Origin of the sequence: Neobacillus drentensis (assembly GCF_036966985.1) — a bacterium.
GTDB lineage: Bacteria > Bacillota > Bacilli > Bacillales > Cytobacillaceae > Neobacillus > Neobacillus drentensis_E.
On the sequence record NZ_JBALSN010000008.1, the window covers coordinates 11063 to 25083 of the forward strand.

The window sequence follows — 14021 nt, forward strand, 5'->3', positions numbered from 1 at the left end:
TTTCAAATATGAAAGATTGAAGACAAATTTAAAGTATAAAAAAACAAGGGGGTCTGCATGACCTCCCTTGTAAAAAAAATTGTTTCTTCTTTTCTATTCTTCTATAAATCTTTTCGTTCATCTAACTAAGTCTCTCAATTTCAACTGTAACAACTTAACCGGTTTAAAGTAAACTTTGGGACATCTTGTGTTCCTTAACTTTTATATATATTGCGACAATATTTAGAAAAAATCTCGAGCAAGCATTAGAACTAACTCAGGACTTATATTGACATTGGTCCTGTCAGGGAAATTGTAAATCATAATCGGAAGCTTAGTGGACTGAGCAACGCCTGTATAATAGTTAAATATAAAATGATGCAACTCATTTATGAAAGTTCAACTTACGCCAAAGGGTAGTTTTACTTATTCCAAAATCCATGCAAAGTCTATCCTTGTTTCCATGATAACGCTCAAGAAGCTGCTTCCAGATTTGATTTTCCATGTCCTCAAATCGATTTGAAATGGTGACCTGTAACTCGTCTTGATTTTGTTCCCCTCTGTCGTAAAGATTCCCTTTCTTCTCAGCCAACAGCTCACAAATCTTGTACTCTGTTAACTCTTCACCCTCCTCAGTACTAATGACTAACCTTTCGATGAAGTTTTGCAATTCCCGCGCATTACCAAACCAATCGTAACTTTGTAGACAATCAAAAAGTTGATCCAGCGGCAAAAACAAAACCTTTTGCTCTTTTATACATTCACTCTTGAAAAAGGATATAGCCATAGGGACGATGTCGTCTTTACGCTGTCTGAGTGGCATTAATTGTAGCTCCAATACACTCAGCCGGTAATAAAGATCTTCACGAAAACGCCCCAATCGAACTTCTTCACGCAGATCCCGGTTCGTAGCGCAGATGATCCGAACATCAATAGGAGTTACCCGATCTCCTCCAACACGTCGAACCTCCTTTTCTTGCAATACCCTTAGGAGTTTCGCTTGAAAATTAAGGGAGATTTCCCCTAATTCATCGAGAAATAATGTACCTCCATGGGCTAATTCAAAAAGCCCCATCTTACCTCCTTTTAGTGCCCCTGTAAAAGTGCCCTCGACATATCCAAAAAGTTCACTTTCAAGTAGATTTTCACTCAATGCAGCACAGTTAACGGAAACAAAAGGTCCCTTAGCCCGTTTGCTCTCATTATGAATGCTCTGTGCAAAGAGTTCCTTTCCTGTCCCCGTTTCACCATAAATTAAAACAGTACCGTTAGATTTAGCATACTGTCTCGCTTGTTGAATACATTTGAGCATTTCTGGGCTACCACCCTGAATATCATGGAAGGATTTCTTGGCCACTAATCCTTTTTCATTAAGCCTAGTCCTGATGTTCATTTCTAAATTTTGAATTTCACCAATTTCTTGAAAAATAGCCACTGCTCCATGGAACCTACCATGAATGATAATAGGAACCCGGTTACAAACAATCTTCTTTCCATTAATCTTAAGAAGGATATTTTTTTGCTCTTCATGTTCGGATAAAACTTTATTTAATAGACTTTCGGGTAAACACTCAGTTAACTTATTCCCGAGTACCTGGTTTATAGGCACGCCAAATATTCTCTCAGCTGATGCATTATATACGGTAACCTTCTCATTATTATCAATTGTAAGAACTGCCTCAGTTGTAAAATTAAGAATCGCTTCAAGTTCCTTTAAACGAGCTTTCTCCTTTTCCATTGATTTTAAAATTGTTGCGGCTTCATTAAGGGCTATTTGAAGGGACATAGGACCCGATTCTAAAAGACATCCATAGATTCCACGCTCTATCGCTTGTTGTGTGGCTACTACATCTCCCACTACTGCATCTATTCCCTGGTCTTCTATTAGATGTTTCACCTTCGCAGGTATTTCGTTAGCATCTTGACAGGGCAAGATTTGCAAATCTATGTCCATAATGTTATTAAAATGCTTAGATTGAAATAAAATATTTAACGTCGTGATAAAGGCGATTTTTTTAAAACCTTGCTCACTTGCCTTACTTAACGCCATTAAAATGTCGACAGACGTAACGGGTATTTCAATGACAGGTAAATCGAATGAATTTCGTAAAGCTTGGGCTGTTCCCCCACGAGAGATGAGAATCTTTACACCTTGATTGATATAAGATCTGATTTCATCAAGATTTTCCTTGAGATTCCCTGGAATAACGGTATACGGTATATCACAAATTTCATTCATTCTTTCGGCTTGCTCTACTAAGGCTTCATAGGGGGCAATGACGAGTATATTGTTCATTAAGTAGACACCTCTATCTTTTTAAAATAATCTGCGAAATTAATTGCTGCTTTATCTTCCCCATAAACAGGGAGGTGATCAAACTTCTCTCTAAAGATTAAAAGATGAGATTTAATAATCACTAAAAATGATGGAATCATTTTAATATCTTTTAACTATACTTATAACTTTTTAGTATCGTAAGTTTTTTGCTGAGCTATTTGGATTGTTAGCGATTTCAGTACATAGTACAGAAAAACTGCTTAACTGTTCTTTTTGTTAATTGGTTCGAACTGTTTAAGTGCTCTTTAAACCAGTATAAAGCTCAAAAAAGGTTCTTTGTACTCCTTTATATTGGACATAAAGAAAAAGCTCAACGCAAACTATTTGGAGGAGTTAGGAATGACTCCAGTTATGGGTCTGGATATTTCTAAAGAGGAAAGTCAGTTCAGGTATTATAAGAAAAAGGCAAACCAAATCGTAATAGTTTTAAAGTCTCTTATACTGTTGAGGGTCTTTTTCTGGAGGAAGAAACGGTTAACGCTTTTTCCAAGGCACTTAATTTATAAACTGGGGGAAGTTTTAACAAAATCATTCAAGTGGGCAGACGTGATTTATAAAAATCCTACTAACAATAGTCATCGCAGGAGTTTTTTAGCATCCAAATGAAATAAAGAAAAAGGCTTTGGTAATATCTTGACCTTAATATCTATGTTTTAAATATTATAAGGTACATAAAAAAAGACCGTAAATCTTTCATAGATCCACATTTTTTAAGTTCGTTTAATTTGGAGCAAAAGAAAAAGCACCACATATAGTGCTTCCAAATGTTTTTATTCCACTGAGAAAAAACACGAAAAATACTCTGTTTTTTTCTCAGTGGAGAATTAGTATTTGTTTAGCTCCTTAATCGGAGTTTGAATGATAACTGGATTCTTTTTAGGATTCAACCATTTCAAGATGTTTACAACATTCTTTTGAGAAGTTGAGGTACATCCGAGCGTGTAGCCACTTCCAATGTGGAAGAAGATAGCACTGCCTTTATATGGAGTTCGTTGTGTATTGTAGTTGATAACGAAACCGTAGGTATAAGCTGAGATATTCATGTTTTCAGCACTCTTCCATTGACCTCGTGTTTTACTTCTTGATTGCCAAGTGTTGTAAAGTTTTGAAGTTGGGTCATCTACCCAAACATCATCGATTGTGATTTTTCGGTAAGGCATTCTGGTACCCGGATTTCCATAACGTCCAAATGCTGTGCCAATTGAATACTTCCCAATTGGCGACTTTTTACCGCCTTCATGCATATTTGCTGCAGAGGCAAATCCATATTTACCAATATGGCCTGTTGTGGTTAAAACAGGAACCCATTTACCTTGGGAATTTCTTTCAAATGTATGAATTTTAGCATTAGGGGTATTGTAGCCATTAGAAGTTACAAGAATTAACTGTTTGTTGCTTCCTACTGTCTTTAAACCTTCCGCCAAATTCTTAGTGGTTAGGTACTGATTGGATGCCCAACCTGTTTTACCACCAACAGTTACTCTATCCCAAGACCCTTTAGTTTGTGAAACTGTTATAGCTTGGTATTTCTTAACAGTTGTTACCACTTTGTAGGTCGTTCCTGGACCAGTTCTGACATTCAATGCATTCGCTGTGACATATTTTGTTACGCTTGTCGCAGCATGAACCGGTTTAACCGCATGAAATCCTGTAAATAAAACAAACAATGTAACAAAGATTGCAAATCCTTTTTTAAACATCTACTTCAATTCTCCATTCTAGTCATGATACTTATTTACTTTTTATTATATAACGATTATATCATTCTATTTCAATAGGAATTAAAGCACATTTAAAAGGGCCGTCCTGGCCCTTTTTTGTTTTTCCCTAGAGGATACTTGTTTGAACGAGATTAATCTACCTAGGTTATAGTCTGCCTTTTGTCTCCATTTGCAAAGCATAGAGGAATTTTTTGATGTCGATTCGGGTAGTTGTGGTGTGGTTTTTTCCTTCCAGTTCGAGCATCTTCATTCTTACTTGGGTGTAGTCGAACAATTTGGATGAGTAGTACTCAAATGTTGGGTTGGCATAATCGGTTAATCCCATTGAAGCAAGATGCTCGAGCACCTGTTGGAGAATGCGGCGGATTCGTTGTTCCACAGCCTTGCCTTCTTTTCTTATATCCTCCGGAGAGACGGACGAACCAAGCCGCTTTTGGGCCGCCTGCTCATAAAGATCCTTCATAGGCGGGAGCTCCCGATTTCCCTCCATGTCCCATTGATGTAAAATTTCTAGAAGATCCAACAAATCCTTTTCACCGTTTTTGCCAACAATTCCAAGTTCAAGCAAAATGCTTTTGGCAGAGGACGGAAACAAAGGTTGTTTACTTGGGAAAGTGTTCTCAAACAGCCGGTTTTGTGTATTATGTGTATTTAAAAAGCTTAATGACTTTTGAATGTTATGAAGTGATTTTTCTAGTAACAGATAGTCACTTACTTTCTTAATGACACTTACCACCTCAAGCCGGTTAATCGGCTTTGTGATATAATGCTCGACACCTAGGGAATACGCTTCGCTAATCATATCCTTCGTTTCGACTTGGGAGATCATGATGATTTTTCCCCGAAAGGAGGGAGCAATTTCTCTGACTGTCTCAATCCCGTCCCTGATGGGCATGAGCAGGTCAATCATTAGAATATCAACTTCCTGTATATCGAGGGTATGTGCATCTACCTCAGACCCGTCAGCTGCCTCTCCCACAACCGAACCCAATCCCTCTTCTTCAATAATATTGGATAACATCCCTCTGATAGTTGGGGTATCATCGACAATAAAAAATTTCACAGTAAATCACCCCTTTTTCATTAAATTCACAACCGGAAGCTGAACTTCAAAGGTGGTTCCTTTTTCTTTTGAAGACTCAATCAGGTTAATTTTTCCATCAAGATCTTCAATGACATTTTTTGTGTAGGATAAACCAATTCCATTAGAAGCGATTCCGGCTTGGTCAAATTTCGTCGTAAAGCCTGGTTCAAAAATATACACTTTGTTTTTGATAGAAATCCCGTTTCCATTATCCTTTATAGCTATTTTGACTAGGTCTTTAACCTTTTCAATCCCCACATTAAGCATGTTTTGGCTAAAATCCAAACCTGTAACGTCCCCTGTCTGCCCCACTGCCTCAGCTAATGCTATGGTCCAATCAGCGGTGCCGCAGCAAACATCGAGGGCTCGTGAACCCGGCTTTACATCCATTCTTTTCATCGTGTCTTTCCGCCACTTGATGTGTTGTTGAAAACTGATAACAGAATTCATTTTATCATAGTTATCGGAAATCTTTTCAAACACATTGTGAACCCGCTGTTCTTTCGATTCCTGCATGTTTTTATTACCCTTCTTCCACAAAAGTTTTTGCATATGGCTGGTATTGGTTTAAGAGCGAAATAATTCTATTTTCAAGCAGTTCATTTAAGTAAGGAAGTTGCTCTAATCCTTTTTCTATCACTTTTTTTGAATTTTCAAGATACTGGTCACAATATTGAAACAAATGACTTTTCTGATCACTAGATAATTCTTTTATTTTAAAGTTATGGATTGGGAAAACAATTGATGTCAAGGCTTCGAATAAAACGGATCTTTCTGCTTTAATAAATTGACTTTTTTCATTCAATAACCGTTTAAACAGCAGCAGATTTTCAAGAAATTCGTTCCAGAGGTCTACTTTAAAATACTCAGAGAGACGAGCAAGTAAGGAACTTTCTATCCGCTTAATACTCGTCATTAACTCCTCTACAGAAACCAATTCATGGTGATAAACAGATATTTTATTTTCGTTTACATCCTTAATTCCTTTAGAAAGTGCCTTAATCATCAAAATATCTTCTGATTCTGCAAGAAGCTTATAATAAAGGCCACTGAAATAATCCCCAGCCAGAACAGTTAATTGACGATTTTTTTCGTCAACAGATGCATTTGAAATACGTTCATGGGTATCAAGGGCGATTTGTATTAACATTGTTGATAAGGCGTAGTTTTTCATATCGCTGAATGACAATTCGAGGCGTTCCATAATTGAGACTAAAATAAGAAGTTTATCTTCATCTATAATCGGAATCTCAATATATTTGAGCAGGTATGTATCACAAACTCTTTGTTCGACCTGCTCTCGAATATTTGTGAATTTTTGTCGAATGTCCAGCAATTAAATCACCCTTGCTTCCCCTAGTAATGTCTTTATGTATTCTTATTTCCTATTTGCATAGTAAAATTCATTCCGTTTAGCCTTTAATAATGAAAAATACCTAATCATTCTCTAAAAACAAGGCAGACACTATTATAACATAAAAGGTATTCTTAAGGCAGAAATACACAAAATAATCATTTTAGCTAATATGAAATAAGATGAAAACAGTGTGATTAGGATTATTTTTTTATTTCACTTTCTATTTCACCAAGGTGTGTAAGTATTTTAGCATTTCCCCTGATTTTTATAGCCGAAGTATGCTCTGTAAATTGAGCAATTAGGACTTCTCCTTTATCAAGCTTCTCTGAATGATGAAATTTGGTATCAGAGCCCCTTGTTAAGCCGATAACATTAACCCCATCATCAATTGCCTTAATTACTACATACTCACTGTTTTGGTTTTCCCGCTTCTCCATTTATACACCTCAAATCTTCTTAAGAATAGGACTAATATTTAATTAACGAGAGCACTTCAGACCGTGCAACCGCATCATCTGATAGAATACCGCGGACAGCCGTGGTTACTGTTTTAGAGCCAGGCTTTTTAACTCCACGCATGGTCATACACATATGTTCTGCTTCAACGACTACCATTACCCCATGCGGCTCTAATTTTTCCATCATACTGTCCGCAATCGTGGAAGTAATTCGTTCTTGAAGTTGAGGTCTCTTTGCTACTGCTTCTACTGCCCTTGCTAATTTACTCAATCCGGTCACACGGCCATTTTTAGGAATGTATGCTACATGTGCTTTTCCAAAGAAAGGTACAAGATGATGTTCACACATGGAATAAAACGGTATATCTTTAACCAATACCAACTCTTCGTGGTCTTCACTAAAGATTGTTTCAAAATGCTTCTTTGGATCCTCGTTTAACCCGCTAAAAACTTCTTCATACATTTTCGCCACTCGTTTTGGTGTATCATGAAGTCCTTCACGATTTGGGTCTTCCCCGATTGCTTCTAATATTAAACGTACCGCATCTTCAATTTGGGCACGATTTACTTGTGACATATAAAAATTCCTCCTAATGTTCAGTCAAGTATATATGACAAATACATATTAGCACAATCATTAAAGTTCAAGCAAAAAAAATAGAAAAAAGGCCATGGACAAAACCATGACCTTTTTGCTTAAGCATTCGCTTAAAGCAATAAATTTATGTAATTATTTTACTGCATCCTTAAGCGCTTTACCTGGTTTAAAAGCTGGAACTTTGCTAGCAGCGATATCGATTTCCTCACCTGTTTGAGGGTTACGACCTTTACGAGCTGCACGCTCACGCACCTCAAATGTGCCAAATCCAATCAACTGGATTTTCTCTTCTTTTGCAAGAGTATTAGAGATGGTTTCAAACAATGCATCGACCGCATTTGCAGCATCTTTCTTTGTTAACTCTGTTTGTGTTACAACAGCATTCACTAATTCTGTTTTATTCATATTCAAACACCTCTTCTTTTTATTTTTAAATTATGTAGGGATAAAAACATAACATACGTTCTACATGTTTGTCATTAAATAAGATTAGATAAAAGAAAGGTATATTCCTGCTTTTTCATGAAGATTAATATTAAAACTGGCTTTTTGGAGAAATAAAATGCATTATTCTCTTTTTTTTCAAATAATTCCTCCTTTAACTCCCTCAGTTTAATACGAATACCTCTCGAATGCTCTCTTATTCGCAGGATTTCATAACCCTTGTCATTGGATTTACGGGTAACTTAAATGAATTCAGATCATTTTGGCTTCGTGAAGGCATAGTTAAATAAAGGAGTCAGCTACCACTCCATATTTTACCATATAATGCACTTCTCCACGCCGCCCCTGGAGGCTTTCCCTCCCATGTCTCAACGGGTCAATTGCCCTCTCATTCCTTCGTCATGCCTATCCAAGGGGTGGAGGCCAGTTATGCTAAACTGATGGGTCACAGTGCCCTTTTGTTAAAGAAACCTGGTACTCCGTACATATTTGAAATCCTACGAATAAGACAACATTCAATATTAAAGAAACTATTTAAGATACGTTTTATTCCTATGCTGCTAAAGGGATTACGGCTTGGATTTTATGGGGACAGTATGACTCGTTCCTTCGTGCTATTCCTACAAAAATCCTTGCTAGTTTACCTATCAATTTCATGATTGATTTCATTTTCTTTAACTTCTTTACCTTCACATTATGGGTATGGAGGGCTTTAAATTCAGGGTTATTCATCACTAGGCTCATAGTTGCTAAGTAGAGGAATCGTCGTAGTCTGGACCTACCACGCTTTGAAATGACAATCTGACCTTTCCATTTGCCTGAACTTGCTTCAGCTAGGTGTAATCCCGCATGACGTAATAGAGAGTTTCCGTGAGAGAAACCACTTAGATCACCTGATTCACCTAGTATCCCGGCTAAAGAAATTTCACTTATTCCCTTAATCATGAGTAGTTTTTTTGCAAAAGGTATTTTGTAGAGAACTTCTTTAACTTGTTGTTCAACTCTTTCGAGTTGTTTTACAGCGAGGTCATATTCCTCTAATAATTGTTCTAAATGGAATTTATAAGCATCAAGAGCTTGTCCAGTTCCAATAGAGGATTTTGCTAGATTGATTAGTAATTGAGCCTTCTTAGGTCCTGGTTGTCGTTTCATTAAAGACTTCCATCCCCTAATGACATCTAGTGTTTCTAATGATGATATTTCATCCGGTGTAGGAAATAAACGAAGAGTTGCGATTGCCCCTTTGCACGAAACATCTTTAAACACTTGTCTGAGTTCTGGAAAGACCACATCCACCCATCGATTTACTTGATTAATAGACATCACGAGACGTTTAACAATTACATCACGGTTAGAAATTAGAACTCTAAGTTTCTCAAAAGATTCTGATGTTGGACGAACAAAGGAATAATATCCGTTTTTCACCATATCCGCTATAACGAGGGCATCTTTTTTATCACTCTTCGATTGAGTATTGTCACGATTCTCTTTATTCCTTTTTACTAAGTGGGGATTCACTGTAACTACCTCAATGTTTTGTTTATCCAGCCATTTGGATAGGTTAATCCAATAATGTCCTGTTGGTTCCATCCCCACTATTGTTGAATCTAAGTTTTTTAGTTTTTGTATGTTTTGAATCCAACTTAATAGTTTTATGAACCCCTCTTCATTATTTTCAAATGTAAGAGGATCACCGACTACAATTCCACGGAAGTTGACAGCTCGAGCAACGTGTAATTGTTGGGCAATATCCACACCTACAATTAGATGTGTGTCGGAAATTCTTTCTATTAGTTGATTTTGTTTGTCTTGCATTTTAAAATTCATATTAGGGCTACCTCCTTAAGACTATGAGTTAGATTGGACTCTATACTCGTATCTTACTGAGGGGCTCTATTTTTTTCAAACCTGATATTTAACGATCTACAGGAATGCTAAACTGCCCCGTTAGCCATCCATGCAAGCACAAAATCAGTGCTGCACCACAGAGAATGAAAATGGTTATGAAGTGTCAATACTGATACTGACCTTAATCCAGTCAACCAATTCATAGACTTGTTAATTAACACTCTTCTCTTTTTTTTTAACGATTGAGCAGAGTCTTCTTAAATATTGCCATTTTTCCAATTTAGAGGAAACTTATTTTCATGGTAGTTTAATAACAGACCATTTTTGTTTGGTTGGATAATAAATTAAATTAGCGATTTCAACTAATATTTCAGGAGTAACTTATCCGAAATCTTTTATCAATTCAAAGCTTATATTGCCATTATCTCTTTCAAAAACAAGAATATTAATGATTTAATTCATAATACAAAAAGAGGATAACAATCCTCTAGCTGCTTTTTCTATTACTTAACAGGATATTTAATGATTTATACCTTATAATAGAATTAGGCATATAATTACAGTAAGAGGTGACTTGTACAATGGGAAATATACAAAATACTTTTGGATTAAACAATTTCAAAACGATGAAAGAAACATCAAAAGCTGTTGAATTTAAAAATATTGTAAACGATGAAGTAATATATTTGCTTCCAAATAAAGAGATTACTATTGTTTTAGATCCAAAAACAGTTGAAGAAAATAAAGAACTAGAGGAAAAATCTACGGGGTTAAATCATAATACAGCTTTCCTAGAATTTCCTAAGAGAGAGCACACTGGTAATGGACCGATTTGCTTTGGGTATGCTTATAAATTTCAATCAGATGATGAATTAGATGTTTTTTTACGTGAGTTAAATAATTAATAAATAACACCTGAGTTGTTCCACTAAGAATGAAGAAAAAAGCACTCATTAGGGTAACGGGTTCTGTTTTGAAGCACAAAATTCGAATTAGCGGCAAAAAATTACAGTAAAATTAGCATACGATTTTACAAACTAATTAACACAATAATCGGCGTAAAAAATGCTCAGAGGATATAAACTCTGAGCATTTTTCTATATATAGGCTTATTGAACTAAAGCACCCGTTAGCTTAATAAGAAAAGGGTCACGACAGCTACCCCACTGTTTAATACAGCTCTCCATTAGTTGAAGATTAACCTCTCTTTTCAAAAGCTAACCAAGTTCCTAAACCAATTAGAGTAAATCCACTAACCCTTTTCTGCCATTGCATTACAGTTTTATTTTTCGCTAAAACATTTCTAATCGAACCCGCAATAATTGAATAGCAAACATCAATTATTAGACCAAGCAATCCAAAAACAACTCCTAGAAATATGAATTGGAAAAAAGTGTTCCCTTTGTCGGGACTAATAAATTGTGGGAGAAAAGTAAGGAAAAATAAAGCAACTTTCGGATTAAAAATATCAGTTATAGCTCCTTGCCAAAAAGCTTTCCTCATACCACCTTGATTTTCTTGAATATTAATGTTTATTCCCTCTTTATCTCGAATAGTTTTTATTCCTAAATAAATTAGATACGCGGCACCAATATATTTTACGATTTGAAAAGCAAGTGCAGAAGTCATCAAGATAGCTGATAGTCCGAATGCTGCAAGAAGAATGTGGAACATAATCCCTATTTGCATCCCAAATGCTGTGGCAATTCCAACCTTTTTACCTCCAGCAACGCTACGGCTCACTATAAATGCTACATCTGGACCTGGAATAATGGATATTACCAATGAAGCCATTAAAAAAGCTGTAAAAGTAGTAAAATCTAAATTAATAAAATCAAACATAAATACACCTCCGAAGTAAATAGATATTATCACTATAAAGTAATTATGGAATATTCACAATATTTATGATTACATTAGCCCGCCTGTTCGAATAAAGAGTGCCGCATCAACTTAGTTATAAAATTCACGATAGTTTAGCGTTTTCCTTCTTGCACTAACCTGCCCCGTTAGTGCAACAAGAAATGAAAAACCATTTACATGAAATTATCTACATAAAAATGAAACCAATTTAATCCAACGATAAATGGTCTTGAACAATTACCCGAAAATTCCACTTGTCCATTTTCATATAAAAGAGGACCCATTACATCTATCTCGTGCCCTAATTGATTCACCAAAACGAGAACTTTAAATATTGCTTTTTCTGGTCCATTTTCCTGAAACGAAGATTTACATTCAATTTCAAATTGTGATTTGTCTTTCCAATATTGTTCAAATGAAATTATTGTGAGTCTACCAACTACTTTTTCAATTCTTGTTAAGACATTTTGTGCTTTATCTTTAGTTTTTGCATTTATGTAAAAACGCCAACCAACTGTCTCGAACATTAAAAATTCTCCTTTTACACGCATCGTTATTCCTCTAACCTAGTTCAATACATGTATGAATTCGCTGTTTTTTCTTATTTCTCCTTCTTGCACTATCCTGCTCCGTTAGCACAAAAAGAAAAGCCGCCAAATGGCAGCTGGATCTTCAACTCTTGCACCCATTAGTAGAAGAAGGTAGGTCATAGTTTTTCAATTACGAGCTTCCAATTCATCTGCAAACTTAATCATTTCTTCTTGTATCTGGGTAGCTAAACCAGGTTCTGTATAGATATAAACATCAGGTGCTTCAGGACCATCCATAAAAGCCTTTATGACAAGAGGCGTATTTTTGTCTCGATAAACTATTTCGAATCTACCAACCTCATACTCATCATCGGGTTCCATTTTTTCTAACTTTTCTTGTACTTGGTTAATTTCTTCTGCTGAAAAACCTGATTCAACTAATGGGCTAATGCGTTGTAAAAAAGGTTTAACATTGTTCATATCGAAATTCATCGATGCTTCATCCAGTTTTTTATCTTGAATTTTTGTTTCTTCCATATCACTACAACCTCCAAGAAGGATAAAAAATATAATATTTATTACCGCACTTTTCAATTTCATCCTACGACCCCGTTTTTATTAAATATTACCACTTCAATGTCTGTTATTGTTGGTTTTTTAAATAGAATTCTTTGAATGCTTATTCAACTAAACTGCTTCGTTAGTTCAACAAGAAAAAGCATTACCGTTGTTCCAGTAATCACCAGTTAGTTGAACAAGAAACTTATTTATATTTATAATAGTTATCTGCCGAAAAAACGGACCAATTCCAGTAATCATCACCCTGAGCTGTTATGATACGGTCTAGCCATAATTCAAAATTTGTATGTAGCGGTTGTACATCGTCTTCAGACCCACCATCAGTATACCAGTGTATATAATTTCCTTCTCGAACAGGGGTTGGTTTGCATAGGTCTGCATCAATTAATATATATCCATCTCTACATGTCCCTATTGCAAATAAATTACGTTCAAACATTTCGTATTCTTGCCAGCTTTCATACAGTTCTTTCGTGTATTCTATTGAAAACAACTCAATTCCATCACCATATTCTGGCGTATATAACAGATTTGCACCGTTATGTAGTAATAAAAATTCTTTATAATCTTCTGGTAATGTCCAACTTGTTTGCTCCTCAAATACTTTTATTGCTTTTTCCGATGCTGGTGCTTTGAAATCACAAGTTACTTCGTAGATTAATCCTTCAGTATGTTGAATGTATATCATGTTATCTTTTTCAAGTCTTTTTTTCAGCCCGTTTAAAGTTTTATTTAACAGCTCCATTTGCTTCCTCCAATAAGGTGTTATTTAAGTACATTATACTTGTTTAATATTGGGATTTTACCATCCTTTGTTCAACTAAACTGCCAGTTAGCTGAAGAAGGAAAAATTCAGCTGCATGCATTCCTTACTTTACATACTTTCCATGTTCTGTCCCTACTTCCTTGATTGTCACGTCTTTTCCTTGTATATCTATGGGATTTTTGGACTGTATATGTATCTAATGGCTCCAGGTGCTTATCTTGGGCATAATACAGTTTATATACATTAGAGGTGGGATATTATGAGGCTAAGAAATGGAGATTTTTATACTAATGTTTTTACCAATAAGTTATATAGGCTAAATGAAGACGGCGATAGCAACTGGTACTTGAGTTTGCGTGATGAAGAAGGTTATCATGAAACAGAAAAGACCTCAGGGCGTGATATGATTAGATTGGTAGAAGGTGGGTATAAAAAAAGCAAATAAAAAAAGCTACC

17 protein-coding genes are annotated in these 14021 nt (G+C 35.7%); 3 read left to right on the forward strand and 14 right to left on the reverse strand.

All coding sequences use genetic code 11. The annotated features are described in order from the left end of the window. Positions 1-222: 222 nt before the first annotated feature. On the reverse strand, positions 223-363 hold the full coding sequence (locus V7659_RS32025; RefSeq protein WP_420491244.1) for a dihydrodipicolinate synthase family protein: 141 nt from the start codon (positions 361-363) through the stop codon (positions 223-225). Between the two features lies 1 nt (position 364). Further along, the gene (locus V7659_RS00470) at positions 365-2275 is read right to left on the reverse strand and encodes a sigma 54-interacting transcriptional regulator (RefSeq protein ID WP_335452928.1); all 1911 of its coding nucleotides are present in this window, start codon (positions 2273-2275) and stop codon (positions 365-367) included. 381 nt (positions 2276-2656) lie between these two features. Between V7659_RS00470 and V7659_RS00475 the strand changes: the two genes are divergently transcribed. Continuing rightward, entirely contained in the window at positions 2657-2923 is a 267-nt protein-coding gene (locus V7659_RS00475; protein ID WP_335537434.1) for a hypothetical protein, read from the forward strand. 218 nt (positions 2924-3141) lie between these two features. Here V7659_RS00475 and V7659_RS00480 read toward each other — a convergent pair whose 3' ends face one another. The 8 genes from V7659_RS00480 to V7659_RS00515 all read right to left on the reverse strand — a co-directional run bounded on the left by V7659_RS00480 (position 3142) and on the right by V7659_RS00515 (position 9806). Further along, positions 3142-4017, reverse strand: a complete 876-nt coding sequence (locus tag V7659_RS00480; RefSeq protein ID WP_335452922.1) for an SH3 domain-containing protein — start codon at positions 4015-4017, stop codon at positions 3142-3144. Positions 4018-4183: 166 nt separating this feature from the next. Continuing rightward, positions 4184-5101 (reverse strand): response regulator, encoded by a 918-nt coding sequence (locus tag V7659_RS00485; RefSeq protein WP_335452920.1) that lies wholly within the window; start codon positions 5099-5101, stop codon positions 4184-4186. 6 nt (positions 5102-5107) lie between these two features. Next, positions 5108-5638 (reverse strand): class I SAM-dependent methyltransferase, encoded by a 531-nt coding sequence (locus V7659_RS00490; RefSeq protein WP_335537435.1) that lies wholly within the window; start codon positions 5636-5638, stop codon positions 5108-5110. A gap of 7 nt (positions 5639-5645) precedes the next feature. Next, on the reverse strand, positions 5646-6458 hold the full coding sequence (locus tag V7659_RS00495) for a heptaprenyl diphosphate synthase component 1 (RefSeq protein ID WP_335537436.1): 813 nt from the start codon (positions 6456-6458) through the stop codon (positions 5646-5648). 221 nt (positions 6459-6679) lie between these two features. Continuing rightward, complete coding sequence (mtrB, locus tag V7659_RS00500; protein ID WP_144547474.1) at positions 6680-6916, reverse strand: trp RNA-binding attenuation protein MtrB; 237 nt, start codon at positions 6914-6916, stop codon at positions 6680-6682. Positions 6917-6947: 31 nt separating this feature from the next. Next, positions 6948-7514: a GTP cyclohydrolase I FolE gene (gene folE, locus V7659_RS00505; protein WP_335537437.1), complete on the reverse strand. Its 567-nt coding sequence runs from the start codon at positions 7512-7514 to the stop codon at positions 6948-6950. A gap of 153 nt (positions 7515-7667) precedes the next feature. Further along, complete coding sequence (locus V7659_RS00510; RefSeq protein WP_335537438.1) at positions 7668-7940, reverse strand: HU family DNA-binding protein; 273 nt, start codon at positions 7938-7940, stop codon at positions 7668-7670. A gap of 591 nt (positions 7941-8531) precedes the next feature. After that, on the reverse strand, positions 8532-9806 hold the full coding sequence (locus tag V7659_RS00515) for an IS110 family transposase (RefSeq protein WP_335537439.1): 1275 nt from the start codon (positions 9804-9806) through the stop codon (positions 8532-8534). A gap of 602 nt (positions 9807-10408) precedes the next feature. Between V7659_RS00515 and V7659_RS00520 the strand changes: the two genes are divergently transcribed. Beyond that, a complete protein-coding gene (locus V7659_RS00520) occupies positions 10409-10732 on the forward strand; it encodes a hypothetical protein (RefSeq protein WP_335537440.1) in 324 nt (107 codons plus the stop codon). 292 nt (positions 10733-11024) lie between these two features. On the opposite strand, the gene V7659_RS00525 is transcribed toward V7659_RS00520, so the two are convergent. The 4 genes from V7659_RS00525 to V7659_RS00540 form a co-directional block, all read right to left on the reverse strand. Then, a complete protein-coding gene (locus V7659_RS00525) occupies positions 11025-11669 on the reverse strand; it encodes a LysE family translocator (protein ID WP_335537441.1) in 645 nt (214 codons plus the stop codon). A gap of 194 nt (positions 11670-11863) precedes the next feature. Further along, positions 11864-12217, reverse strand: coding sequence for a hypothetical protein (locus V7659_RS00530; RefSeq protein ID WP_335537442.1), 354 nt, complete (start codon positions 12215-12217; stop codon positions 11864-11866). Between the two features lie 189 nt (positions 12218-12406). Next, positions 12407-12757, reverse strand: coding sequence for a hypothetical protein (locus V7659_RS00535; RefSeq protein ID WP_335537443.1), 351 nt, complete (start codon positions 12755-12757; stop codon positions 12407-12409). 226 nt (positions 12758-12983) lie between these two features. Further along, complete coding sequence (locus V7659_RS00540; protein ID WP_335537444.1) at positions 12984-13544, reverse strand: SMI1/KNR4 family protein; 561 nt, start codon at positions 13542-13544, stop codon at positions 12984-12986. Between the two features lie 280 nt (positions 13545-13824). Here V7659_RS00540 and V7659_RS00545 point away from each other — a divergent pair, with 280 nt between their 5' ends. Further along, positions 13825-14010, forward strand: a complete 186-nt coding sequence (locus V7659_RS00545; protein WP_098935193.1) for a hypothetical protein — start codon at positions 13825-13827, stop codon at positions 14008-14010. The last annotated feature ends 11 nt before the right edge of the window (positions 14011-14021 follow it).

Excerpts from the sequence above, each read along its gene's own strand:
- V7659_RS00470 (WP_335452928.1), bottom strand. The coding sequence starts at position 2,275 with ATGAACAATATACTCGTCATTGCCCCCTATGAAGCCTTAGTAGAGCAA.
- V7659_RS00475 (WP_335537434.1), top strand. The coding sequence starts at position 2,657 with ATGACTCCAGTTATGGGTCTGGATATTTCTAAAGAGGAAAGTCAGTTC.
- V7659_RS00480 (WP_335452922.1), bottom strand. The coding sequence starts at position 4,017 with ATGTTTAAAAAAGGATTTGCAATCTTTGTTACATTGTTTGTTTTATTT.
- V7659_RS00490 (WP_335537435.1), bottom strand. The coding sequence starts at position 5,638 with ATGCAGGAATCGAAAGAACAGCGGGTTCACAATGTGTTTGAAAAGATT.
- mtrB (WP_144547474.1), bottom strand. The coding sequence starts at position 6,916 with ATGGAGAAGCGGGAAAACCAAAACAGTGAGTATGTAGTAATTAAGGCA.
- folE (WP_335537437.1), bottom strand. The coding sequence starts at position 7,514 with ATGTCACAAGTAAATCGTGCCCAAATTGAAGATGCGGTACGTTTAATA.
- V7659_RS00510 (WP_335537438.1), bottom strand. The coding sequence starts at position 7,940 with ATGAATAAAACAGAATTAGTGAATGCTGTTGTAACACAAACAGAGTTA.
- V7659_RS00515 (WP_335537439.1), bottom strand. The coding sequence starts at position 9,806 with ATGAATTTTAAAATGCAAGACAAACAAAATCAACTAATAGAAAGAATT.
- V7659_RS00520 (WP_335537440.1), top strand. The coding sequence starts at position 10,409 with ATGGGAAATATACAAAATACTTTTGGATTAAACAATTTCAAAACGATG.
- V7659_RS00525 (WP_335537441.1), bottom strand. The coding sequence starts at position 11,669 with ATGTTTGATTTTATTAATTTAGATTTTACTACTTTTACAGCTTTTTTA.
- V7659_RS00530 (WP_335537442.1), bottom strand. The coding sequence starts at position 12,217 with ATGTTCGAGACAGTTGGTTGGCGTTTTTACATAAATGCAAAAACTAAA.
- V7659_RS00535 (WP_335537443.1), bottom strand. The coding sequence starts at position 12,757 with ATGGAAGAAACAAAAATTCAAGATAAAAAACTGGATGAAGCATCGATG.
- V7659_RS00540 (WP_335537444.1), bottom strand. The coding sequence starts at position 13,544 with ATGGAGCTGTTAAATAAAACTTTAAACGGGCTGAAAAAAAGACTTGAA.
- V7659_RS00545 (WP_098935193.1), top strand. The coding sequence starts at position 13,825 with ATGAGGCTAAGAAATGGAGATTTTTATACTAATGTTTTTACCAATAAG.